This is a genomic window from Rhodothermales bacterium (assembly GCA_017643395.1).
Classification (GTDB): Bacteria; Bacteroidota; Rhodothermia; order Rhodothermales; family UBA10348; genus JABDJZ01.
In genome coordinates this window covers 310,111-333,977 of the sequence record JAEPNP010000005.1, presented here as the reverse complement: position 1 = coordinate 333,977, position 23,867 = coordinate 310,111, and the positions used below count along the sequence as shown (strand labels likewise).

Below are 23,867 nucleotides of genomic sequence, written 5' to 3'. Positions count from 1 at the left end.
TATCCGGCGGCCCGGGCTCGGCGTACCTATGGGCAGATTTAGATGCAGTCTGCGATGAAAGGTCAGGTACACGTAGTGATCGGAGCTTCCGGCGGTATTGGTTCCGCCGTGGCTAGAAGGCTGGCCGAGCAGGGCGCCCTGCTCATGCTGGCCGCCCGTCGCGAAGAGCCCCTCCAGGAGTTGGCTGATGAATTGGGCTGCTCCTGGAGGTCGGTGGACGCGACCAGTTTTGACGAGGTGAAATCATTGCTGGATGCCGCGGTTGCCGAGTTTGGCAGACTGGACGGCTTGTTGAACTGTGCCGGATCCATTCTACTCAAGTCAGCCCACCTGACCTCAGAAGACGAATATCGCGCGACCATCGATACGAATCTCACTTCGGCATTTTTCGCGGTGAAGGCGGGCGCACGGGCCATGATGAAGGAAGGCGGGTCCATCGTGCTCTGCTCCAGCGCCGTGGCACAGACTGGTCTCGCCAATCATGAGGCGATCGCAGCAGCGAAAGCCGGCGTGGTCGGCCTCATGCGTTCTGCGGCCGCGACGTACGCGCCGCGCGGGGTTCGGGTCAATTGCGTAGCCCCCGGTCTCGTGGACTCGCCGATGAGCGCGCGCATTGTAGGAAACGAGGCGGCCCTCAAACAGTCCGAAGCCATGCATGCTCTCGGCCGTATCGGTCGGCCGGAAGATGTGGCCGACCCCATCGTCTGGCTGCTCGATGGCGAACGGAGCTCCTGGGTGACGGGACAGGTTATCGGTGTGGACGGCGGTCTCGGTTCCCTGCGGCCGCGCTAGGGTGCCTCTCAGATCATCTGACTGAGCGCCCACGCAGCCATCTTGCGCACCTCGACATCGTCATCTTCGAGGAGGACCATCAGTGCGTCCACGGCCCGGGAATCCTCGATGTTGCCCAGCGCCCACGCGGCCCGCTCCCGCACCACCGGATCCTGATCCTGCAACGTCTGGAGCAGTGCGTCGACCGCGCGCGGGGATTCGATGTTGCCCAGCGCCCACGCAGCCTGCTCACGAACGAGCGCGCTGTCGTCATCCAGCGTTCCAACGAGGGCCGGCACGGCATCCTTGTGCTCGATGGATCCAAGCGCCGACGCGACCTCCGCCCGCACGGCGTCATCTGATTCCCGGCTCAGCATTTCTATGAGGGGGGACACCGAGCGATAATCTTCCAGGTCTGCAAGCGCCCGGACCGCGTTCTCCCGGGCGATTGGGTCCTCGCTTTCCAGCGCGGCAATCAGCGGCTCCACCGATGGTCGACCAATATTCCCCAGGGCCTCCGCAGCCAGCAGGCCCGGAGTCTGAAGTTGCCGGGTCCACCGCCACCGGTTGCGGGAGGTGATGCCGCGGCAGACGTTTCCCTCAACCTGGCGGCCGTCGCCCAGCGTCGCAATCAATGCAGGAATGGCAGCCTCCGCGGAGCCGCGCAGTCGTGAGAGGTGACACGCAGCGCGGGATCGGGTCACGGGGTCCGCATCGCCAAGCGATGTGATGTGTTCGGTGACCGTCTGGGCCTGAGACGTAGGTACAATCAGCAGGGCGAGGAGAAGCAGCAGCAGACGCATGAATCCGGGTGTTTCCATAATGCTAAATTATTAGCACGTAGAAATCAATCCCGGGTTGCACTCAATGACGGCCGACCATCGCTTCCAGCTCTTCCGGGGTACGCGGCAAGCCGGAAGAGAGCACCTCCACGCCGGTCTCGGTAACCAACACCATGTCCTCGGTGAACACCGAAATGCCCTCCTCGTGGTTGTAGTACCACGGCTCGACGGTGATCACCATTCCCGGTGCCAGAGGAGCGGTGTAGTCCGCAGGGTCGCCCGTGGAAAGCCCGAGGTAGTGGCCGAAGAACAACCCGGCCTGCATGAACCGCTCATGCTCGTCTGGTGTAGCCTCGCGGGCGACGTCCATGAGCTCCAGCAGCGTCACGCCGGGCTTCATGGCAGCGATGATCGCGTCGGCAACAGCGGTTTCCATGCGCAGGATTTCGGCCTGCCGTTCGGTGAAGCGGCCGGAAACCGGGAAGGTGCGGCCGATGTCGCTGACATAGCCGTGCAGCTCCGTGCCCACGTCAAAGATCACCAGATCACCTGCCTGCATGGCACGATTCCGACGGTCATAGTGCGCCGCCAGCACGCGCCAGGGCCAGAGGGAGTTCGGACCGGACTTGATGATGGACGCAAAAGCCAGTCGCTGGGCGCCGCGGCGCTTGTATCCGGCCTCGAGCTCCGCTTCCAAGTCCCGTTCGGTGACTCCGGGCCGCACGTGTGCGGCCGCATCACGAATGGCATCTACCGTGAGGGCGGCAACTGCCCGAATGGTGGCGATTTCCTCCGGGCCCTTGATCTGTCGAACCGTTGCAACAGCGTCAAACGCGTTCCTCAGCAACAGGCCTGGAAACTCTGCGCGGAGCCGCCCAACCAGGAAGGCGGTCTGGTCCGGGTCGCCGAACCATCCAACGGACTCGCCGGGCAACGGACCGGCCCTGCCCGCATTGACGGCCAGTGTTCGAGCCGACGACAGCGCGCGAAGCGTATCGCTCAACTCCGCCCCGTCCCTCGCGGGCAGAGCAGCGAGTCGCCACAGCTCGAGGTCCTCCAACAGTGGCCGGCCGGGAAAGTCGTTGGGTCGGGAGGAAGAGCCAAAGTGCGGGTCTTCCGCCGGCACGAACACGGTAGAAGACCCTGTACGCCCGTCCAGAAGCAGCATGGATTGTGGCAGCTCAAGCCCAGTCAGATACCAGAAATCGTCCAGCTGCCGGAATGACTGCCCGTCGGACCGGCCGTGAAAGGACGGGACCAGCAGGACCACATCGCCCAGCGCCTGGGCCAGGTTGGCGCGCCGGGTCTCGTACACCTCCGCCCCGTGGAGCGGGCGTGCCCAATCCAGATACCGCTGCGGCGGAGTTTGCGCCGCCAGCGTTCCTGCCAGCAGCAGACTAAGCGCGAAGCAGCTTGAACGCATGACTCCAGGAGCTGTGCAGGAAGCCGGGGATGCACCACAACATGGCCAGCGGCTCTATGGCGCGGGCCGCTTCGGCGGTGCCCATGTCGGCAACGTCCCAACCAAACGCTTCAAGGATGGCTGCGACGGTGGAGCGGGCATCGGCGTCATTCCCGCAGATGAACATGGTCGGCGGACCGCCGGGAAGCACCGGATCCACCATGTAGGCGCTGCCCACGCACGAGAACGCCTTCACGAAGCGCGCGTCCGGGTAGGCCTCCTGCAGGTCCTCCATCAGGGATCGGTCCAGAGACGTGTCATAGCGAAGCACCCCGTTTTCGGGAGGAGCGGCACTGATCGGATTGCAGGTGTCGATAACCACCTTGCCGGCCAGATCATCCGGGGCAACAACGCCCAACGCCTGCTTGGCAGCCGAGCCCTTGACGGCCAGGGCCACGATATCGCCCGCTGCGGCTGCTTCCGCAAACGTTCCGATTGCCCCGTGCGGGCCGGCAGCATCCTGCCAGGCCTCCAGCTTGTCCGGGCTGCGCGATCCACGGCAGACCGCAAAGCCGTGCTTCAGAAAACCGTTGGAGAGAACCGTGCCGACGACGCCCGAGCCGAGCACTCCGATAGTGGTCATGAGCCAAGAGGTGGTTTCGGGCAATCTAGTGCGGGCGATGGGACCTGTGCCGGTTGTGTCTCGCAGCGCGGTGGTCGGATATTGCCGCGCTGCCCATCGCCCATCTGAGTCATGCGACTACTCACGCTCTCCCTGCTCTCACTGCTGCTGCTGCCGGCTTCGGCTCAGGAGGCAGACCTGTTCTCCAACCTGGACTTCCGCAACGTCGGGCCGACCCGCGGAGGCCGTGTCACGGCGGTCGCCGGACACCGGGCCCATCCGCACACCTTCTACATGGGGGCTACCGGAGGCGGGGTATGGAAAACCACCGACTACGGCACCACCTGGGAGAACATCTCCGACGGCTTTTTCCAAACGGGATCGATCGGTTCCATCGATGTAGCGGATGCCGACTCCGACGTGATCTACGTAGGAACCGGTTCAGACGGCATTCGCAGCAACGTGATCATCGGTCGGGGCATGTACAAATCCACGGATGCAGGTCGCACGTGGACCCACGCGGGACTGACGGACGCCGGGCAGCTGAGCGCGGTGGTGGTTCACCCGACCAATCCGGAAGTGGTGTACGTGGCCGCCCTGGGCAGTCCGTTTGGGCCGAACCCGGAACGTGGCGTCTACAAGAGCATCGACGGCGGCTCCAACTGGCAGCACGTGCTGTTCGTGTCCGAAAACACGGGCGCGGTGGATCTCGAGCTAAACCCCTCCAATCCGGAGGAGGTCTATGCGGCGATGTGGACGGCGCGGCGGTATCCGTGGTCCATTGACAGCGGTTCGGAGACGGAGAACGGCATCTACAAGTCCACCGACGGGGGGCTGACCTGGGCTCAGAAATCCACCGGCCTGCCGGAGGGCCCCATCGGCAAGATTGACTTCGCCGTCACGCCGGCAGACCCGACGCGCGTGTACGCGTTGGTCGAGGCGGCGCCGGAGGTTGAGGGGCTGTACCGGTCCAACGACCGTGGCGAGACGTGGCGCCTCATCTCGAATGAGAACGGCATCATGCGCAGGCCTTTCTACTACACAAACGTGGATGCCGACCCGCACGACGCGGACGTGGTCTGGGTCAACAACGAGGGGTTCTTCAAGTCGAGCAATGGTGGCGCTGATTGGCGCAGGGTGTCCACGCCGCACGGGGACAACCACGACATGTGGATCAACCCCGACAACCCGGATATTTTTGTGCAGTCCAACGATGGGGGCGCCAATGTGACGCTGGACGGTGGGCGGACGTGGTCTTCCCAGACCAACCAGCCGACGGCCGAGCTCTACCAGATCAACGCGGACGACCGCTTTCCATACTGGATCTACGCCGGACAGCAGGACAACTCCACGATCGCCGTGCCCAGCCTGCCGCCCGGCACGCGGGTAGGCGGTCATACGGCATTCTGGGAGGCGATCGGGGGCTGTGAGACCGGACCCGCCGTACCAAAGCCGGGCGATGCGGATATCGTGTACTCGAACTGCAAGGGGCGTTTCGGCCGCTTCAACAGGCGCACCGGGCAGGAAATGCACTACTACGTGGGCGCCGTCGACATGTACGGCGTCAATCCGTCCACGCTGCCCTACAGATTCCAGCGAGTGGTGCCGATCGAGGTGTCGCCGCACGATGCGAACACGGTCTACCACGGCTCCCAGTATGTGCATCGCACCAGAGACGAGGGGCGTACTTGGGAGCAGATTTCCCCGGATCTGACGGCTTTTCGGCCCGAGCGGCAGGTCATTTCCGGCAAGCCGATTACGCGGGACATCACCGGGGAGGAGCACTACTCCACGTTGTATGTCATCGAAGAGTCGCCGCTGGAGCGGGGCGTCATCTGGACGGGGGCCAACGACGGCCCGGTGCACGTGACGCGTGATGACGGAGCATCCTGGACCGACGTCACACCGCCCATGCCTCCGGAGGGACGCATTCAACATATCGACGTCAGTCCGCATGCGCCGGGCAAGGCCTATGTGGCGGCCTACCGGTACCTGTTGAACGATTTCCGACCCTACCTCTTCCGCACCACGGACTACGGGCAGTCCTGGACGCTGCTGACGGACGGGACCAACGGTATCGGCGATTTCAACCCGACGCGCGTGGTGCGCGAGGATCCGGATCGCGAAGGCCTGCTGTATGCAGGAACGGAGTACGGCCTGTTCGTGTCGTTCGACGACGGTATCTCCTGGCAGTCCATGCAGGCCAACCTGCCGATGACCCCCATCACCGACATCAAGGTGCATCGTGGTGATCTGCTGATCGCCACCATGGGGCGCTCGTTCTGGATCCTCGACGATCTGAGTCCGCTGCATCAGGTCTCAGAGGCAATCGCAGCCCGGCCCGCACACCTGTTCGCGCCGAGGGAGGCCTATCGCATGCGCTACTCGGCCTTCCAGCGCGAATCCACCGATCCGGAATACCTGCCGGCCGGGGCTACGATCTGGTACCACCTCGCGGAAGACGCAGACGTGGTGGAACTGGAGATACTTGATGGCTCCGGCACGGTGCTTCGGCACTACACCTCCGCGGAGCAGGCCGAGAACCAGCCTGCGGAGCAGGGCATGAGGGCGCCGGTGCCGATTCGGCCCGAGCCGGAGGCGCTGGAGACCACGGCGGGCCTGCATCGGTTCATCTGGGATCTCCGCCACTCAGGTCCGCTGCAGGTCAGCGGCCGCACCGGTCGGGGTCCCATGGCCGTGCCCGGTGAGTACATCGTGCGGATGAGTACCGGCGGCGAATCGCAAACGGTCGGCCTGACCGTCCTGCCCGATCCTCGGCTCGAGGGTGACGTGTCCCAGGCGGACATGGAGGCTCAACTGGCCCACAATCAGAGCATGGGTGAGCTCTTGACCCGATTCGCGCGCGCCGTACGCGCCGTCAATCAGCAACTTGAAGGCATGGAGCGCACCCATCCCCTGCGGGACCGGCTGGCCGGTCTCAAGGACCGCATGGTGACTGACAACTCCGACAGCTATCCACCTCGCATGCTGGATTCGCACCTGCGCTACCTGGCGGGCATGACGATGCGGGCTGACCAGCGGCCGGGCAGGGATGCGTATGAGCGCCTGGCCACGCTAACGCAGGAAGTCGATGCGATGGTTGCCGAAGTGGAACAGGTACTGGCGGAGTTGAGGGAGGACGCCGTTTCAAGCGGCGGTTAATGCGTCTTCAGCACGGCGCGCGATACGCGGGCACCACCTGAGCGAATAACCACGAAATAGACACCGGCGGCCCAATCGCTGGCCTGGATGCGGGCGGTGGTGCCTCCCTGCGGCATCCTGTGCTGCAGGACGGATCTCCCCAGCGCGTCATATACGTCGATGCGTGTGTCACCTGACGGAGGCACGCGCACGGAAAGTGTGCCGCGAAATGGGTTGGGAAACACGGCCAGGTCGAACGATGCCGGCGCGTCCCGCGATTCTGTGGAGGTTGGCGCTGCGATGGATCCGCCGCCGACGAGGTGGAAGCTGCCGTTGGCCTCCTGATCGGCGTCACCGGCCGCTCCGTCCGTTACGGACAGGGTCGCCACGGAGTCCTGAAGCGTGGCCTGGGGAAATGAGAACAGGACCTCGGTCCCTCCGGGGCTGCGCGCACCGTAGCTGGTGAAATTGACGTAGTTCGCGTCGGGCGGGGCCGGGAGATGGATGGTCACCGTCCCGGATGCGCCCGAGTCCAGGCCGATTCTGGCGTCCACATAACCAGCGGGGTGGGCCGCGGAATCCGCCGGCGCAGAAATGGATCGCACCTCGGAAAGCGGAGCGCCACCATCGGTGACAATCACGATGGTGCGTCCATCCACTGCGGATGGAAGGGAGGCGACGTCAGGCTGCGCGGAATCCGGAGTGCCGTCCCCGTTACCGTCACCCGTGCCCAGGTCCTCCATGGCGTCCGCAACGCCGTCCCCGTCGCTATCGGTATTCGCAGGCGGGGCGGAGAGGTGACTGGAAACCGTCACGTTGCCCGCCACTTGCGAGCCAGGCCCGCTGGGTGATCCCCACCAGTTGCCGTCTGCGACGATGGCGGTCTCGGCTACCAGATTGTTCAATGCAGGTCCCGCATTGCCGAAGAGGTTGCTGGCTGTGACGCTGAATGCGGCGCCACCCGCGAATCGAATGCCGTCGCCCCCGTTGCCGACCACCGTAACGCCGGTCAGGAGCGGGCGTGCACCCCCTTTGCCGGCGCTGGACTCCGCCTGGAGCAGCACGCCGCCCAGCGTATTGTCACACACGGTGGTACCGGCCAGGTCGATGGGGCCCGGCGCGACTTCCAGGCCCCAGCCGACATTCCTGCAGACAGTGCCTGCACCAGTCAGCAATGCTACGCCAGCCACGATGCCGGAGCCCTGATTGGTATTGACCGTGAACGGGCCGCTCATGCGCACGCCTGCGATGGGCTGCCCGTTTGCCTGCAGTCCGATGCCGCCGTTGCCGGAAATGATGTTGTCGGCGCCGTCCAGCAGGATGTGGCCGTCGCTGGCTTTGACGCCGCCGCCTTCGTTGGAGGTGGCCGTGAGCCGCTCGGAGACCGTGACAGTGCCACCTGCCTCTATCGCAAGGCCGCAGTTTCCGTGGATGCGGAGGTCGGTGGCGGTGACGTCCGTTGCGGCACTCACGGCAGCCCACGCGCTCCCGGCACACGAATCGCCACCATCCTTGCCGTTGAACTGCAGCTCGGTCGGGCCCGAAATGGTCACTGAACCGGACTCTGCCCGGAGGCCGATGTGCCCGTTCGCCTGAATCAGGTTTTCGTCTCCCTGGAGGGAAATCCAACCTGCGCGGATTCCAAATGTGCGGTTGTTGACGATTTCGGTGTTGCCGCGCACCACAACGCCGTCGACGCTGGCGTAGACCGCATCGTAACAGTTGCCGGTCACCGTGAGGGCGTCCGTCAACATGGCCTGGGCGCGTATGGCCGCCCGACCCTCCTGCTCACACTCCGGCTGGCCGAGCGGGCCGTTGTCTCGCACCGTCAGGTCGCCGTCCACAATAAGGGCGGCTTGCGCGACGATGGCACTGCCGCCGTTCTGCAGCACCGAGTGCTGCGTGCCGCGCAGTTCCACATTGGTCGCACGCAACCCCGTGCCCCCGTTGCGGGTCGCAGTGAGATTGCCGAGCACAACCACGGGATGGATGTCATTCCACACCCCGTGGTGACAGTTGTCCCGCACGATGAGCGTCTCGGTGGTCACGGGTCGCATGACCCGCATGCCGGACAGCTGGTCGCAGTTGTCGGCTGGCCCGTTGGCTTCAATCAGCAACTGCCCGGTGGCCCCAACTGAATCCGGAAAGGAATCGTTGATGTGAAGGCCAAACTCGGCGTTGTCTTTCGCGGCGATGTCGTGCAGCGTGAGGTTTCCTCCTCGGGAGACGATGCCTGAGCCGAACTCACGGACCTCCATCCCGGAGACGGTAAGGTCAGCAAATGCCAGCAGGCCGTAGATGTCCTGGCCTCCGCCTGAGAGCCTGACCGCATGCACGGTCTCCTGGTAGCCGCTCTGCGTGGTTGCGTCGATGTTCACTTCCTCGTCAATAGTCGGAAGTTGACTGCCGACTGTGACGGTGTATGGTGCGGAGCCTTCGATGATGTCAAAGGTGATTTCGTCCAGCCCGTCGTTCTCTTCGGCCTGCTGAATCGCCGCCCGCAGCGTGCACTCCGGCTCCTCATCCGTGCCCCGCATAACGTCGGTTCCGGTGTCGCAGACGGGATCGTTGACGTCGGCGTCGGGCGCATCGCCCACTGTATTCACGATCAGGCGAAGGTCATCCGAGCATCGCGAAAACTCGGACGTGTTGCCGTTTGCGTCGGTCGCGGTGGCAGTGATGTACTCCTCTTCAGCATTCAGCGCGAAGGTGCGCACGTACTCGAGCGCACCCAGTCCATTTGTGGTGACTGATTCGGCGTCAAGAAAGCGTCGTCCTTCTCCGTAGTCGGAGGGGTCGCAGGCCTCGTTGGCAAAGAACTCCAGCGTAAAGGTGGTCGATGGCGGCCCGGCGAAGGTGACGCGTACCCGCTCAGAGTCGAGAAAACCCAGCTGGGGGAAGTTCTGAAGCCCGTTCTGCCCCGTGTCGGCGTCTCCGGCGTCGTTGAGCGTCACCCCGTCGATGCCGAGGTCGATGCCCAGTGAGTCGTTGGCAAAAATGCTGTTGCCCGAGATCTGGTACCGGGACCCGTTCCAGACACCGATGCCATTCATGGCGTTGTAGGCAATCACGTTGCCCTGTCCGGAGCCGGTACCCCCAATCGTGTGGAGCGAGTCGCCGAGAATGCGAATGCCGTCAAAGGAGTTGCCGAGGTCCAGTGTGCCCGTGGCATCCGTGCCGACGGCGTTGCCCTGCACGGTGGCGCCTGTGGAACTGCCCGAAATGAAGATGCCGCCACCGCCGTTCGAGACGATGGTATTGCCTGCCCCCGGAGAACCGACGGTGATGTTGCTCGAGGACGCGATCTGAATGCCCGAACTGCTGTTTCCGATGGCTGCGGCAGCGGCCGCGTTCGACCCGATGCGATTGTCGGAGATCGTGATTCCCGAGGAGCTTTCAACGGCGATACCCCGTGAACCGTTGCCGGAAATCAGATTGGCGGTGATCGTCTGGGTGCCGACCCCATTCAGACGGATGCCTTCACGCTGATTCGCGAGGGCCACCGCTCCAGAGAGATCCGTGCCGACGTGGTTTCCGGTGATCAGATTGTCCGAGGTGGATCCGACCACCGCGACCGCGTACACCCCCTCACGAGCGTTGCCGGATATCACGTTGCGAAGTGCCTCGGTCGATCCGCCGATGGTATTGTCGAACGCATGATCGATGAACACACCGCGCTCATTCGGTATGGCGGTGTCCCCGGCGGCGTTCGTGCCGATAAGGTTGCCGACAACGAGGTTTCCGCGGGGCGGCTGATCCACGGGGTCCGTTCCGCCTGCCACGATCAGACGCGAGTTGGCCTCGATACTGATGCCCGCTCCGGCCTCCCAGCCATTGGAGATCCCCAGGGAGTTGCCGGACACCACGTTGCCCCGCACCGTGTTGCTGGACGACGCGTTGCAGAGGGCAATGCCTCGAAAATTGTTGCCTCGTGCCTCTGTGCCGGCCGGATTCAGCCCGACGTAGTTGCCTTCCACGAGGTTGCCCGAGGCGTTCGGGCCGGAGATCAGGATGCCGTCGCCATCGTACGCGCCTGAAACCACGTTCCGGGCCGTCTCGGATGCGCCCCCGATGGTATTGTTCGGTGTGCGTATCCAGACGTTGAAAAACGCGCCGAGCTCATCGCCCGTGCCCGGAGTGCCATCCGGGTCCGAGACGCTGCCGGTCTGGTCCAGGCCCATCCACACTCCGGTTACCGTGTTATTGCCGACCTCGATCATCTCGAGATTGCTGGCGGGGCGGTTATTGGCATCGGTCGTCGTGAACAGCACGCTCCGCACGGTCGAATTCCCGGCCTCCAGGGCAATTCGGGCATCGGCCAGGACAATCAGTGGCTGACCGGCAAAACCGGGTTGAGTCGAGCCGTCGATGGTGACCGGACCGGAAAAGGTGGCGCCGCCGCTCAAGACAAACGGCCCGGCACCGGGAATGGCAAACGAGATGGCGTTGCTTCCACCCGATGCGTTCGCCTGCTGCGTCGCGGCGCCCCAGGTACACACCCCCGTGTAGTCTCCCGGCGCACCGGTGTCGCAGATCCCATCGGTCGTATCCCCGTCGCCATCGACATCGGTGGAGTTGACGGTGAAGGTTGCCGATGGCCCGGAAGGGAGGAGCAGCGGCGTCGTGCCTCCGCTCACCAGCACCAGGTCATCCAGCGCGTCCGGGTTGAGGCGCATGGCCACGGCACCCGTCACGAGCGGCCGGGCGGGCGCGGGAAGCATGGGGGAGCCCTCACTTGCGCCGACTCGCCCCGAAAGGACTTCGTGAGCGATGAGCTGGTCGCCGATCAACAGGTCCTGCCCGGCCGCGCCGGTGCGCCAGGTGGCGACGGTGGCGGAGCCGGCCTGGAATTGGCCCGGCAGCCGAACCACCCGCCGCAACGGGAGGCCTGCAAACAGGTCAACACGGTTCGACTGTACGATGGCGAGGCGACGGGATCCGGCAGGGCCGAACCGGCCGAAGCTCATGCCATCCACCAGGCCTTGACTGCGAAGACGCTCAACTGAGCCGTCTTCGCCTCGGAGCACAGTCACGGATGTGCCTTGTCCGACCGCCAGATCGGCTGCCGGACCGGAATCAGCATGGCCGAGAGCCAGGTGCGTGCCGCCCCGCTGCAGCAGCGTCTCATGCGGTCCGTTCAATCCTGCGCGCAGAGTGCGATCCCGCATCCCGACAATGAGTTCGTCTACCCCGTCCAGCAGCCCGAACTCCCCTGCCGTCATGGACAGGACCGGAGCGTCTACCTGCAGCTCCTGTGTCGTGAGGCTCGCATCCGGTATTCCGTCCACGATCTGGATGCGCTGCGTGCCCGCTGCCGCAAACGCCACGTGGTCCCTGCCCGTGCCCAGGAAGTCTCCACTGGTCAGAAGGTCCGGTCGTTGTGACGTTCGCCGCAGGACGAGGGGCCCCAGAAAGGGCTGACCCCGATCCCGCATCCCGGGATGGTTGGGGAAAGGCCCACCAGGGTTGCCCCGCAGAAACCCAAGCACCGGCCCGGAGGGCGTGTTGTATCCCAGCACCAGGTCTTCGAAGCCGTCCCCGTCCAGGTCGGCCGCTACAACGGAGCTGACCGATGCGAGACCAGCGTGGTAACTCCGCGCGACGTCGGGCGGCGCATCCAGGCTACTGGCGTTGAGCGGAGTCGTCGGCGCGGCAGCAACAATGTGCAGGGCCGCAAGAAGCAGTGGGATGGCCATGGCACCAGGGGGTATGTTGAGAGCTGACAGGCGCTACAGCGCAACTGTCTACTCCTCCAACGCGATGAAGGTAACATGAAGGGGCCGCAAGGTGCCGGTTCCGTCCCTGACGACATGATGCGAAAAGCTCTGGCCATATGCTTGCTGACCTGCCTGCTGGGCGCTGCTGCTGCGAGCGCCCAACTTCCCGACGACCGTATCGACGAGGCCGCCCCGGACACCTTTGTGGTAGACATCGAAGCAACGACGGGACCCTTCGAGGTAACGGTCTATCGGGCGTGGTCACCGGCCGCGGCCGATCGGCTCTATCACCTCGTGCGGGTCGGATACTTTGACGACGTACCCGTCTTTCGCGTGGTGCCCGGCTACGTGGCCCAGTTCGGTATCACCGAGGACCCCGACGTCTACGACGCATGGCGTCGGATTTCTGTACCTGACGAGCCGGTGCTTGCGAGCAATCTCAAGGGTCGGGTTTCCTTTGCCCGCGGTGGACCCCAGACCCGCACGACACAACTGTTCATCAACCTGGTGGACAACGTGCGGCTGGACACGCTGGTGGCTGGCGGCATTCCTGGCTATCCGCCCATCGGAGAAGTCACTGCTGGAATCGCCGCCGTGGACTCGCTCAACGGGCAGTACGGCAATGAGCCTGCGCGCCGTCAGCGGGAGATTGCGATGGGAGGAAGGGCCTTCCTGGAGGCTACGTACCCGGGCCTGGACTGGATTATCTCGGCGCGCCTCAGGGATTGACGCGAGGCCTCAGGCGTGCCGCGCCTTCGCGGCGTAATGCTCCAGAGCAGCCTCGTAGGCCATCGTCAGTCTGCGCGTGACCAGGCCGGGCACAACGTAGGCCTTGGCGTCTATGCGCCGAACCGGAGTCAGTCCACCGAACGTACCGGTGACGAACGCCTCCTGGGCCGAGGCGAGCTTCGCGGGGCTGAAATCCGTGACGTGCACAACCACGCCGGACTCTCGGGCTACACGAATCACGTGTGCCCGCGTGATGCCCGGGAGGCAATGCACGGCCGTCGATGTCCACACTTCCCCGTCTACCACCGCAAAGAAGTTGGTCGCATTGCAGGTGGCCACATGCCCGTTTGTATCGAGCATCAGGGCCTCGTCTGCGCCAGCGGCCAAGGCCTCATTGAGTGCCATCACTTCATGCAGTTTGGAGTGACAGTTGAGGCGCTGATCAAGCGTTTCGGGTGGAGGCCGTCTGACTGTGGACGTGTGCAGGGAGATGCCGGTTCTGCGCACTTCCGGATCGGCCTGCTTGTGCTCGGCAATGATCACGACGTTGGCGGGCGAAACCGTCAGCCGGGGGTCCTGGGACGGCGTCTTCTTGAGACCACGCGAAACCATGAGCCGCACGTGCACGCCAGACTCCATATCGTTCGCACGAACGGTCCGGAACAGCGCTTGAATCATCTGGTCGCGCGTCAAACCCGGCTTCATGCGTACCGCGGCGAGGCCTGCGAAAAGCCGATCCAGGTGGTCTTCCAGAAAAAGCAGCACGCCCTGATGGAGCCGCATGCCCTCCCAGATTCCGTCGCCCACCAGATAGGCAGAGTCGAACACACTGATGCGCGCCTCTTCCCGAGGGATCAGCCGGCCGTTGATCCAGATCCGGACGCGCTCGTTTCGCGCGTCCGGCACGGTATGGTGCGTGCCGTAGGGCATGTTGCAAAATAGAAAGCGCTCCGGACCCAGGATCCGGAGCGCTTTGGATGCGCAGGGTGGCTGCTCGACCGCCCTGCAATGTCACTGGAACAACGGTCTAGAACAGGTAGCGCAGACCGAGCTGTGCCTGCCAGCGCGAGAACAGGCTCACGTCGTCCCGGAAGGTCTCGGTGACACCCGTGAAGTTGAAGACGGGCTCTCCATCGTCACCAAATCGGGTGAGCACCAGCGGAGACGTTGCCCGTGGGTCGGCGACCTGTCGTACGCCCCAGTCGCTGTTCAGCAGGTTCATCACATTGAGAATGTCCAGGCTGATCTGTACACGATGGTTCCGGTCGAGCGCCCCGAAGTTGAGTTCGTGCATCACACGCACGTCGACATTGGTGAACCAGGGATTCAGCAAGCCGAATCGTTCGGCAATCTGACCCCGGTTCTCGCTGAGGTACTCATCCTGCTCGATGAACTGCTCGAACTGCAGGGCCTGCACGGCCGCCGAGTACGTGGTGCTGGCGTCAAAGCGAATCTCGTTCGCGTCCGTGGCATCATTCGGGATGTAGATCAGGTCGTTGCCGCCGAAGCCGTCGCCATTTACATCGCCCGAATAGGTGAACGAATACCGGTTGCCGCCGGCGCCAAGAAATGAGTTGCCCTGGGCCCGCTCCACGAACACGCCGAAGCTGGTCCGACTGTTGTCCGTAAAGCTCTCGCTGTAGGTGGCCGAGGCGATGAGGCGCTGCCGGTTGCCGAATTCGGAGTGTGCCAACTGCGGTTGGTTGGGATCTCCCTGCACCGGGCTTTCCGAGAAGAGCACCGACGCAATCTCCGTGGACTTGAACAGGTTCTTGGCCTCCAGGAAAGTGTAGGCCGCACTCGCATTGAGTCCGTTCTCAAAGCGTTTCCTGATCTGGCCGGTCACGTTGAAGTTGTAGCCTTCCGAGCGGTTGTCGATGACATAGGCCCCGGCACCCTCGAACGGGAAGGCCTGATTCAACTCATTGAAGCCAAAACCGCCGAAGAACGGCCGACCGTCTCGCAGCGTGCGGTCTGGTGCCTTGAGGTCGGCGTTGCGCACATAGATGGAGTTGAGGTCTTTGCTGAAAAGCACCTCGACCGTGCCAAGCAGGCCGTCGCCAAAGTCGTGGTCTGCCGCCAGGTTGACCGTAAAGACCTGGGGCCACCTGAAGTCCGACACCATGGCATTCAGGTCAAAGGACTGCTGCAGCACGGAGTTGGCCTCCTGGCCGCCGTCGACGTTGGTCTTGTCCTCGCTGGCGCCGTCCCGGGTCACGACCGGGTTGTTTGCCGGATCGATGTTGGGGTTGAAACCCGGGTTGGAGATCACATTGCCGATCCACACAAAGGGCACGCGTCCGGTGAAGATGCCAACGCCGCCGCGAAGCTGGGTGGTTCGGTCTCCCGTCACGTCATAGTTGAACCCGACGCGAGGGGAGAACAGCGGGGAAGCGCCTGCCAGCTCGGCCTGGTCGATGGTCTCTGCGTCGTCGTTCTCGTCCAGCAGGTTCAGGCCGGTGGAGTAGGGGTTTGCGACCGGATCGGTGCCGTACATGGGAATGTCAACGCGCAGCCCGTACGTCAGCGAGAGCTGATCATTGACCAGCCACTCGTCCTGCGCATAGGCGGACAACTGTGCCACATCGATGTTCTCGCCCTTGAACGGACCTCCGCCGATAAATCCGCGCAGATCCATCTGATCCGGGTTATTCGGATCGGTGGCCGCGAAGAACTGGTCCAGGCTGAAGAACGTGGTCGGCGCGAACGGCAGGCCGAAGAGGCCGTGGCGGAAAATGTTGAACGAGTTGAAGAAGCTGAAGGACTCGTAGTTGGCCCCGATGGTGAACACGTGCTTGTCCCGGAAGAGACTGAAGTTGTTCGTCAGCTGGATGACATCCTGATCAAGGATGTTGTGTACCGAAAAGCCTTCGTGTCCCAGCGTGGTGTAGGTGGCACCCCCCTCGCCGATTTCCAGCAGCGGGAAGTCCTCAGAGAACGGCTCGCGATGATCGCGGAAGCGGTTGTAGCTGGCAAAGAAGCGGTTCGCCCAGCCCGTGGAGCGGCTGTTCAGTTCAAGAGCCAGGGAGTGCAGGTTGTTGTTGATCCGGTACCCGGACTTGGAGAACGGCAGCGACGTGTCGTTCGGGCCGCGTCCCGTGCCGGCGAAGCTCAGCACAAACGGGTGTGGTCCCTGCTCCCGGCTGGCGTCCATGTAGTTGTAGCGCAGCGAGAGGTTGTTGTTGTCGTTCAGGTTCCAGTCAATCTTGGCGATGACCTTCTCGTTGTCCGTGTTGTGTGTGTAGTCCTGGTACACACCCGGCTCGTAGCCGTAGGCCGAGATCATGCGCTGCTTGATGCGATCCATCACATCCGGAGAGACGCGGGACGTGCCAACGCCACCGGTGGCGCCCCCGGCCCGGAAATTGGTCCCGGGGTCTTCGCGCCGTTCAATCTCCGCATTGAAGAAGAAAAAGATCTTGTTCTTCCTGATCGGGCCTCCGATCGAAAAACCGGACTGCAGGAACGACAGGTCCGGGTTGTTGAACACCTGTGTGCCGGAAACCTCGTTGCCCACGAAGTCCTCATTGCGCGTGAAGGTGTAGACCGATCCGGCAAGCGTGTTGGTACCGCTCTTGGTGACCTGGTTGATGCCTGCGCCCGTGAATCCGCCTTCACGAACGTCAAACGGGGCCACGGAGACCTGAACCTGCTCGATCGCGTCGTAGGGGACCGGCTGGGCGTTGGACTGCCCGCCCGGTTCCGGGGCGTCGAGTCCGAACGGGTTGTTGTAGTAGGACCCGTCCAGCGAGATGTTGTTGTAGAGCCAGTTGCGGCCGCCAAACGACAGGTTGCCGTCACTGCGTGGGTCCAGTCGCGTCAGGTCGCGCGTCGAGCGCTTGATGGTCGGCATCAGCTCGACCTGCTCGATGCTGATGGTGGTGGCGGCCCCGTTCCGGTCGGAGTTGAGCACATCATCCACTTCCGCAGTGACGACGACCTCGGCACCCTGAACGACCTGTTCGCTCAGCGCAAAGTTGAGCTGCAGATTCTGGGCCAGGCTGAGAAAGACGTCCTCCTCAACAGCATCCTGGAAGCCGACGAAGGAGACGGTGATGGTGTAGGGTCCGCCGACCCGCATGTTCGGCAGGTTGTACTGCCCGCCGGTGCGCACCACCGTGCCGTAGGTGGTTCCGCTGGGTTGGTGGACGGCGAGCACGTTGGCGCCTGGAAGAGGCTCGCCTTGGGTGTCCAGAACAAGGCCGTTCATGGCGGCCGTGGTGACGCCCTGGCCGTCGGCTGTGCCGACGAGGACGAACAGGCCCAGCAATGCCGGGCAGAGTGCGTAACGCAAACGCATGTCAGGGGAGGTTTGGGTGACACAGAACCCGGCTAGTTACGCGAGCCGGATTCCTCCCCGCTACAGGTTCAACGGCGAGTTATCCACAGACACGCCGAATTGCCCCGCCTGATGTTCGCCAGCGGCGAATAATGGTCGAAATGGCCGATTTCCTGGGCGACGGCCTCCGGAGCGCGCCCCGGAATCTCCTGCGGAATCTAGCGTCCGCGATCCCCGGCGGCCGGCAACTCGAAGCCCCAGTCCTCTCCCTTGCGCACCGCCGGCACGCCCTCGTTGAGCCAGACCGGCGCCGGTGCGTCCATCAGGTAGTGGTCAAAGAACTGCTGCATGCGCATCGTCCAGTCCATGCGCTTCCAGTACGGCAGCGGCCAGTGCGGCTCGTTGTTGTAGTTGATGAGCCAGGCCGGCTTGCCGAGTCGGCGGAGCGCCACAAAGAGTTCGATGCCCTGATACCACGGCACATGGCCGTCGGCATCGTTGTGCATGATCAGGAGCGGCGTTTCCACCTTGTCCAGCCAGAAGAGCGGCGAGTTCTCGATGTAGCGGAGCGGTTTCTCCCAGATGGTGCCTCCGATGCGGCTCTGGGTCCGCTCGTACTGGAACATGCGGCTCAGGCCGGTCTGCCAGCGGATACCGCCGTAGGCCGAGAACATGTTGGCGACAGGGGCGCCGGCTTCCGCGGCCGCAAACAGGTTGGTGCGCGTCACCATGTAGGCAATCTGATAGCCTCCCCAGCTGTGCCCTTGCACCCCGACGCGGTCGCGATCAATGAAGCCCTGGTCGATCAAGCCTGTCACGCCGGGCATCACCGCGTTCATCGCGCTCTCGCCCGGGTACCCGTCCTTGTAGGGGATATCCGGTACGAACACGACGTAGCCGCGGCTGGTGTAAAACGACCGGTTGATCACCGACCGGCCGGGTGCCGGCGTGTGGTAGCTGTGCAGACCGTCTGACGACTTCTCATAGAAGTAGGTCATGAGCGGGTACTGCTGCGACGGGTTGAATCCCTCGGGCTTGTACAGGATGCCGGACAGTTGCTCGCCGTCCGCTGAGGTCCAGTGTGTGAGTTCCGCTGTGCCCCATCGGTATTCGGACTGCTGCGGGTTCGCGTCACTTAGTCGGGTCCAGTCTTCAAAGCGCGACCCCGTGGCCCAGATGTCCGGGAATTCGGTGTAGGACTCCCGGGAGAGAATCAGGACGTCGGCGTCCGGTGCCTTGCGAATCGAAGAAAAGCGGGCCGGCGCATGAACCAGCTCCCTGATGGTGGAGGTGCTGCCGCGGATTTCCGCGCGTGCGAATCCGGCCGACTTGTCGCCGTAGTCGAAGACGGACAACAGCAGCGGTTCCGCCAGGTCCACCGTGTCGGCATCCGGGTCAAGTTCGACGATGCGCAACCGACGCTCCTGGGCCGCACCGGCCCCGCCCGTGACATTCCAGGTCCGCCCGTTTGGCTGCGCCGCCCAGATGTCGAACTGGCCGTTGAACAGGAACCAGCGCCCATCGTCCGTCCAGCCCGGGGAGCCGTAGGAGCCCGGCAGCATGGGGGAGTCGTGCAACACGTTGTCCAGGCGAACGCCCTCCGGCACCGTGACCGGCGTGGTGATGGTGCTCTGAGGCTGCGTGGACCAGGACGTGATTTTCCAGGTGCGCTCTGCACCATCCCACCATGCGAGGTGCGTTCCGTCGGGAGACGGCAGAGGGTTGGAGCGGATACCCTCCAGCACCCGGGTTCGGCTGCCGTCGGAGACGTCGATCACGTAGACGTCCCGGTGGGAGGGGGTGTCCCAGGAGCCGTCGGGCATGTAGGGAAGGTTGGTGGTGCCGATTACCACACTCCCGTCGCCGTGCTCGAGATCATCCACCGTGCGAATCAGCGGGTCTGCGAGTTGGGCCAGGGAGCCCTCTTCACGGTGATACACCATAGTGTATGAGCGGCGGCGCTCGCGCTGGGCATTGACCAGCTGCACGGTCATCAGATCCTTGTCGGTCCAGCTCCAGATGTCGACGTCCACCTTCTCATCGTCAGGGCGGCTGTCCTCCTCTTCGATCTCGGGCCTGGGAGCGGCGCCGAAGAACAGGCGATTTCCGGAATCGCTGAAATCGAGTCCCGCATGCTCGGATATCCACCATCCATCGGGCAGGGCGGGGGAGTCCCCATCAACTATGCTTTCCGCCTCTCCGGGCAGCTCGCTGACGAAGACCGAGAATTCGGGCTGTTCGGCGGTGAAGTCCGCCGAGTTGCTGACGAAGCCGGCAAGCTGTCCGTCGTCAGACAGCGTGAGTTGGCGAAAGAATCCCTCGCCGGAGGCCAGCGTGAAGGAATCGCCGCTGCCGGTGTTGACGGCAAAGACCCCATCGCCCGTCCCGTCTTTGGTCTCGGCAGCGTAGACAAGCCATGCGCCGTCCGCGGTCAAATGATAGTCGATGACAGACGCATACGTCCGGGTCTCGCCGGACGCTGCATCCAGCAGCAGCAGATCTCGTCCGTCCTGCTTGTCATGCGGCGCGTCCTCGGCGGTGCTGTCCCTGGTCGTTTCGGATTCGGTGTCCAGCAAGATGGCGACGTGTCGGGCACCGTCTTCGGCGACCCTGTAGCTGCGCACCGGGCCGAACAGCGACCTGGAACCATCCGAGAGCCGCACCACGGCAAGGCTGTCTTCCGGCAGGCCCTGGCCTTTCTTCCCGTCGATGCGCGCCTGCCGGGTCGAGTCATACGGCGGGTGCACCAGGACGGCCACGTAACCGTCCGCGAACATGGGGTTGTCGCCCCTCGCCACGATGTGGCTGTCAGATCCGTCTGTACGGGCGATGTGCACCAGCCCGTCCCCCACCGTGTCGGGTGCCTCCCGCCATGCAGCCCAGCGGCCGTCCGGGGAGAGGCGCTGATCGGAGATGCTCTTCCACAACTGATAGTCGGAGTGGTCGAGGGCGCGTCGTTCCTGAGAAAGGGTGGGTTGGGCGATAAGGAGCCCGAGAAGGCAGGGGAGCAGAGAGCGCATGGTGGCGGCGGCGAGTGGTCGGACCAAGGTACAGCCGGCCGCGTGGCGCTGCCGAGACGTGACTTTGTGTGAAGGCATCCCAAAAAAACGTTCCCGAGGTGCCCATTTTTTGACCCATAACCGGCTGGAAGCGCTTCCAAATGAAAACGTTTCCATTTTGCTATTGCGTCCACCCCTGTCGAGCAGGTTTTTTTAGGAGATAGGTCCCGCCAAGGCGGGCCACCAGCCCGATTGTGTAAGCGCTTTACCCCATCGCCGGAAACCCACTCCGGTGGCGCCCGACCCTCCAGGTCGGCAACAATCGGGACCCCTTACCACATAATCAGCTTCCAACATGGTCCACCGACTAGGATTGCTCTGCCTTGGACTGCTGACGACCGCGACGCTCGCCTTTGGACAGGCGCGCGATATTTCCGGTACCGTCACCGACGCAGACTCTGGATTCCCGTTGCCCGGCGTTAACGTCGCCATTCAGGGCACCATGACCGGTACCGCTACCGGCGTGGACGGCACATACTCGATTCGCGCGAATCAGGGTGATGTGCTGGTTTTCTCGTTCATCGGCTATCTGTCGCAGCAGATTACCGTTGGCAACGACACCACCATCGATGTAGCGCTCGGCGTTGACGAAGTCCTCCTGGAAGAGGTCGTCGTTGTAGGCTACGGCACGCAGAAGCGCGCCGACATTACCGGATCGGTCGGTTCGGTCAACGCAGATGAGGCCAACGTGGGTCTCGTTAACTCGCCGGAGCAGCTCGTGCAGGGCCGCATCGCCGGTGTGAACATTATCCAGAACGGTGGCGAGCCCGGGGCCCCGGTTACGGTCCGTATTCGCGGTGGTACCTCGATCTCGGCATCGAACGAGCCGCTCTACGTCATCGACGGCGTGCCGATCGACAACTCTTCTTCCAACCCGGGGCTGATCTCCGGCGGCGGCAACACCCCGGATTCGGGTCGCAAGAACCCGCTGGTGTTCCTGAACCCGAACGACATCGAGTCGATCGACGTGCTCAAGGACGCCTCGGCATCGGCCATCTACGGCTCCCGTGGTGCCAACGGTGTGATCCTGATCACGACCAAGCAGGGCCGTGCAGGGCAGTCAACCTTCGACTACGACGCTTACGTGTCGTCTTCGCAGTTCGCCTCGAGCCTGGATCTGCTGAGCGCCAGCGAGTACCGCAATTTCGTGCAGTCGCAGGGCCTTCCGACCGTCAACCTCGGAAGCGCCGACACCGACTGGCAGGATGCCGTGACGCAGAACGCCATCTCCCAGCAGCACAACCTGTCCATGGGCGGCGGCAGCGAAAGCACGCAGTACCGCGCTTCGGTCAGCTACCTGGACAACCAGGGCATCATCATCGGTTCGGGCATGGAGCGCGTCTCCGGCCGCATGAACCTGAACCACACCACGTTCAACGACCGCCTGCGCCTGGACATGCGCATCACCGGTTCCTACGTGAATGACGACCGCGCGCCGTTCAACCAGACCGGTGGGTTTGAAGGCGGCCTCTTCACGAACGTGATGAAGTTCAACCCGACGCTTCCGATTACGAATGCTGACGGTACCTACTTCGAAATCCCGGGTCAGACATCCGTGCGTAACCCTGTTGCTCTGGCAGAGCAGGTTCAGGACCTCACGAAGACCACCCGCGTGCTCGGAAGCTTCCGCGCCGACTACGACCTGACCGAAGAGCTCACCGTGACCGCCAACGTCGGTCTCGACCGCTCACAGTCCAGCCGCTCCTACTTCATCCCGGGCTCCAACCCGCTGAAGTCCGCTGTTCGCGGCGAAGCCCAGAAGGGCGACAACGAGTTCAGCTCCAAGGTGCTGGAACTGACTGGTAACTACGCGACCGTCTTTGACGGCGGACACGACGTGCAGCTGCTGGGTGGATACAGCTTCCAACAGTTCGACAACGAAGGCTTCGGCGCACTGTCGCAGGGCTTCGTCTCGGATGTGTTCAGCTTCAACAGCCTGGCCGCCGGTCAGAGCGCGACCTACCAGATCAACTCCTTCAAGAATCGGAGCCGTCTGATCTCGTTCTTCGGTCGCCTGAACTACTCCTACAACAGCCGCTACATCTTCTCCGCGTCGCTGCGTCGTGACGGCTCGAGCCGCTTCGGTGCCGACAACAAGTGGGGCGTCTTCCCGGCCGTCACACTCGGCTGGCGTCTGTCCTCCGAGGACTTCCTGGCGGATCAGGACTTCATCGATGACCTGAAGCTGCGTATCGGTTACGGTGTTACCGGCTCCCAGGAGATCGGTAACCTGCGCTCGCTGCCCATCTTCGGTGCCTCCGGCAACGCCGTTATCGGCAACGCTGAGGTGTCCGGTGTCGCTCCGACCAACTTCCCGAACCCGGGCCTGAAGTGGGAGGAGACCTCGCAGCTCAACGTGGGTCTGGACTACGAACTGTGGAACAGCCGTGTATCCGGTTCGATCGAGTTCTACCAGAAGACCACCGACGATCTGCTCCTGGAGTTTGAGGTCCCGCAGCCGGCCGCCGTGCCGACGCGCCTGGCCAACGCAGGCTCCATGGAGAACACCGGTATCGACTTTGCGATCAACGCGTTCGTCTATGACCAGAACGATCTGACGATCGAACTCGGCACCACGTTCAACGCCAACCGGAACGAGATCACTGACCTCGGTGGTCGTGAGCAGATCTTCACCGGTCGCGCTTCCGGTGCCGGTCTCAGCCAGATCAACACCCAGGTGCTGACTCCGGGCGAGCCCTTCGGCACGTTCTGGGGAGCGACCTTCCTCGGATTCGATCCGGCGACGGGTACGCAGCTGTTCGAGACGGATGCCAACGGAAACCGCGCCGTCGGCATCATCGGCAACGCACAGCCTGACTTTACTTACGGCTTTACCGGCAACGCCACGTACAAGCAGTGGGACTTCAGCTTCTTCCTCCGTGGAGAGCAGGGTCGCGACGTGTTCAACAACACCAGCCTGGAGTACTCCTCCAAGAACCTGGTGAACACGAACGTGAACTTCCTGCAGCTCGCGCTTGATGACCCGACGCCGCTCGCGGAAGCTCCCGTGTACTCCTCGCGCTGGATTCAGGATGCTTCGTTCATCCGCCTCGAGAATCTGACGCTGGGATACACGTTCAACAACGTCACCGCCGCCGACGACTGGATCGGTACGATCCGTCGCGCCCGGGTATATCTCGCTGCCAACAACCTCTTCGTGATCACGCCTTACGAGGGCTTTGATCCTGAGGCCAACACGGAGGCATCCGCGAGTGTGGGCAACATCCCGATCACCTCGCTCGGGATCGACTACACGAACTACCCACGCCCGCGCACCTTCACGGTGGGTGTGAGCCTCGGCTTCTAATCGCACGGTCCCGTGCTTGCGACAAGTCGCTGAAACACACGGGACTGCATCGTGTCAA

11 protein-coding genes are annotated in these 23,867 nt (G+C 63.5%); 4 read left to right on the top strand and 7 right to left on the bottom strand.

The window, feature by feature from the left end; translation table 11 throughout:
- Positions 1 to 54 precede the first annotated feature (54 nt).
- The gene (locus tag JJ896_15840; protein ID MBO6781127.1) at positions 55 to 792 is read left to right on the top strand and encodes an SDR family oxidoreductase; all 738 of its coding nucleotides are present in this window, start codon (positions 55 to 57) and stop codon (positions 790 to 792) included.
- An 8-nt stretch (positions 793 to 800) separates the two neighbouring features.
- Here JJ896_15840 and JJ896_15835 read toward each other — a convergent pair whose 3' ends face one another.
- The 3 genes from JJ896_15835 to JJ896_15825 form a co-directional block, all read right to left on the bottom strand.
- Positions 801 to 1,574 carry a HEAT repeat domain-containing protein gene (locus JJ896_15835; protein MBO6781126.1) on the bottom strand — a complete coding sequence of 258 codons (774 nt, stop codon included), beginning with the start codon at positions 1,572 to 1,574 and terminating at the stop codon, positions 801 to 803.
- Positions 1,575 to 1,635: 61 nt separating this feature from the next.
- The gene (locus tag JJ896_15830) at positions 1,636 to 2,976 is read right to left on the bottom strand and encodes an aminopeptidase P family protein (protein MBO6781125.1); all 1,341 of its coding nucleotides are present in this window, start codon (positions 2,974 to 2,976) and stop codon (positions 1,636 to 1,638) included.
- The gene (locus JJ896_15825) at positions 2,951 to 3,598 is read right to left on the bottom strand and encodes an NAD(P)-binding domain-containing protein (GenBank protein ID MBO6781124.1); all 648 of its coding nucleotides are present in this window, start codon (positions 3,596 to 3,598) and stop codon (positions 2,951 to 2,953) included. The genes JJ896_15830 and JJ896_15825 overlap by 26 nt, the downstream gene beginning before the upstream one ends.
- Before the next feature lie 111 nt (positions 3,599 to 3,709).
- Between JJ896_15825 and JJ896_15820 the strand changes: the two genes are divergently transcribed.
- A complete protein-coding gene (locus JJ896_15820; protein MBO6781123.1) occupies positions 3,710 to 6,739 on the top strand; it encodes a hypothetical protein in 3,030 nt (1,009 codons plus the stop codon).
- On the opposite strand, the gene JJ896_15815 is transcribed toward JJ896_15820, so the two are convergent.
- A complete protein-coding gene (locus JJ896_15815; protein ID MBO6781122.1) occupies positions 6,736 to 12,414 on the bottom strand; it encodes a right-handed parallel beta-helix repeat-containing protein in 5,679 nt (1,892 codons plus the stop codon). The genes JJ896_15820 and JJ896_15815 overlap by 4 nt on opposite strands.
- 114 nt (positions 12,415 to 12,528) lie before the next feature.
- Between JJ896_15815 and JJ896_15810 the strand changes: the two genes are divergently transcribed.
- The gene (locus JJ896_15810; GenBank protein ID MBO6781121.1) at positions 12,529 to 13,164 is read left to right on the top strand and encodes a peptidylprolyl isomerase; all 636 of its coding nucleotides are present in this window, start codon (positions 12,529 to 12,531) and stop codon (positions 13,162 to 13,164) included.
- 9 nt (positions 13,165 to 13,173) lie between these two features.
- On the opposite strand, the gene JJ896_15805 is transcribed toward JJ896_15810, so the two are convergent.
- From JJ896_15805 to JJ896_15795, 3 genes are all read right to left on the bottom strand, one after another.
- Positions 13,174 to 14,094 (bottom strand): aminotransferase class IV, encoded by a 921-nt coding sequence (locus JJ896_15805; protein MBO6781120.1) that lies wholly within the window; start codon positions 14,092 to 14,094, stop codon positions 13,174 to 13,176.
- 97 nt (positions 14,095 to 14,191) lie between these two features.
- A complete protein-coding gene (locus JJ896_15800; protein MBO6781119.1) occupies positions 14,192 to 17,464 on the bottom strand; it encodes a TonB-dependent receptor in 3,273 nt (1,090 codons plus the stop codon).
- Positions 17,465 to 17,661: 197 nt separating this feature from the next.
- Complete coding sequence (locus JJ896_15795) at positions 17,662 to 20,463, bottom strand: S9 family peptidase (protein MBO6781118.1); 2,802 nt, start codon at positions 20,461 to 20,463, stop codon at positions 17,662 to 17,664.
- A gap of 334 nt (positions 20,464 to 20,797) precedes the next feature.
- On the opposite strand from JJ896_15795, the gene JJ896_15790 reads away from it, so the two are divergent.
- The gene (locus JJ896_15790) at positions 20,798 to 23,809 is read left to right on the top strand and encodes a TonB-dependent receptor (protein MBO6781117.1); all 3,012 of its coding nucleotides are present in this window, start codon (positions 20,798 to 20,800) and stop codon (positions 23,807 to 23,809) included.
- Positions 23,810 to 23,867: the final 58 nt, after the last annotated feature.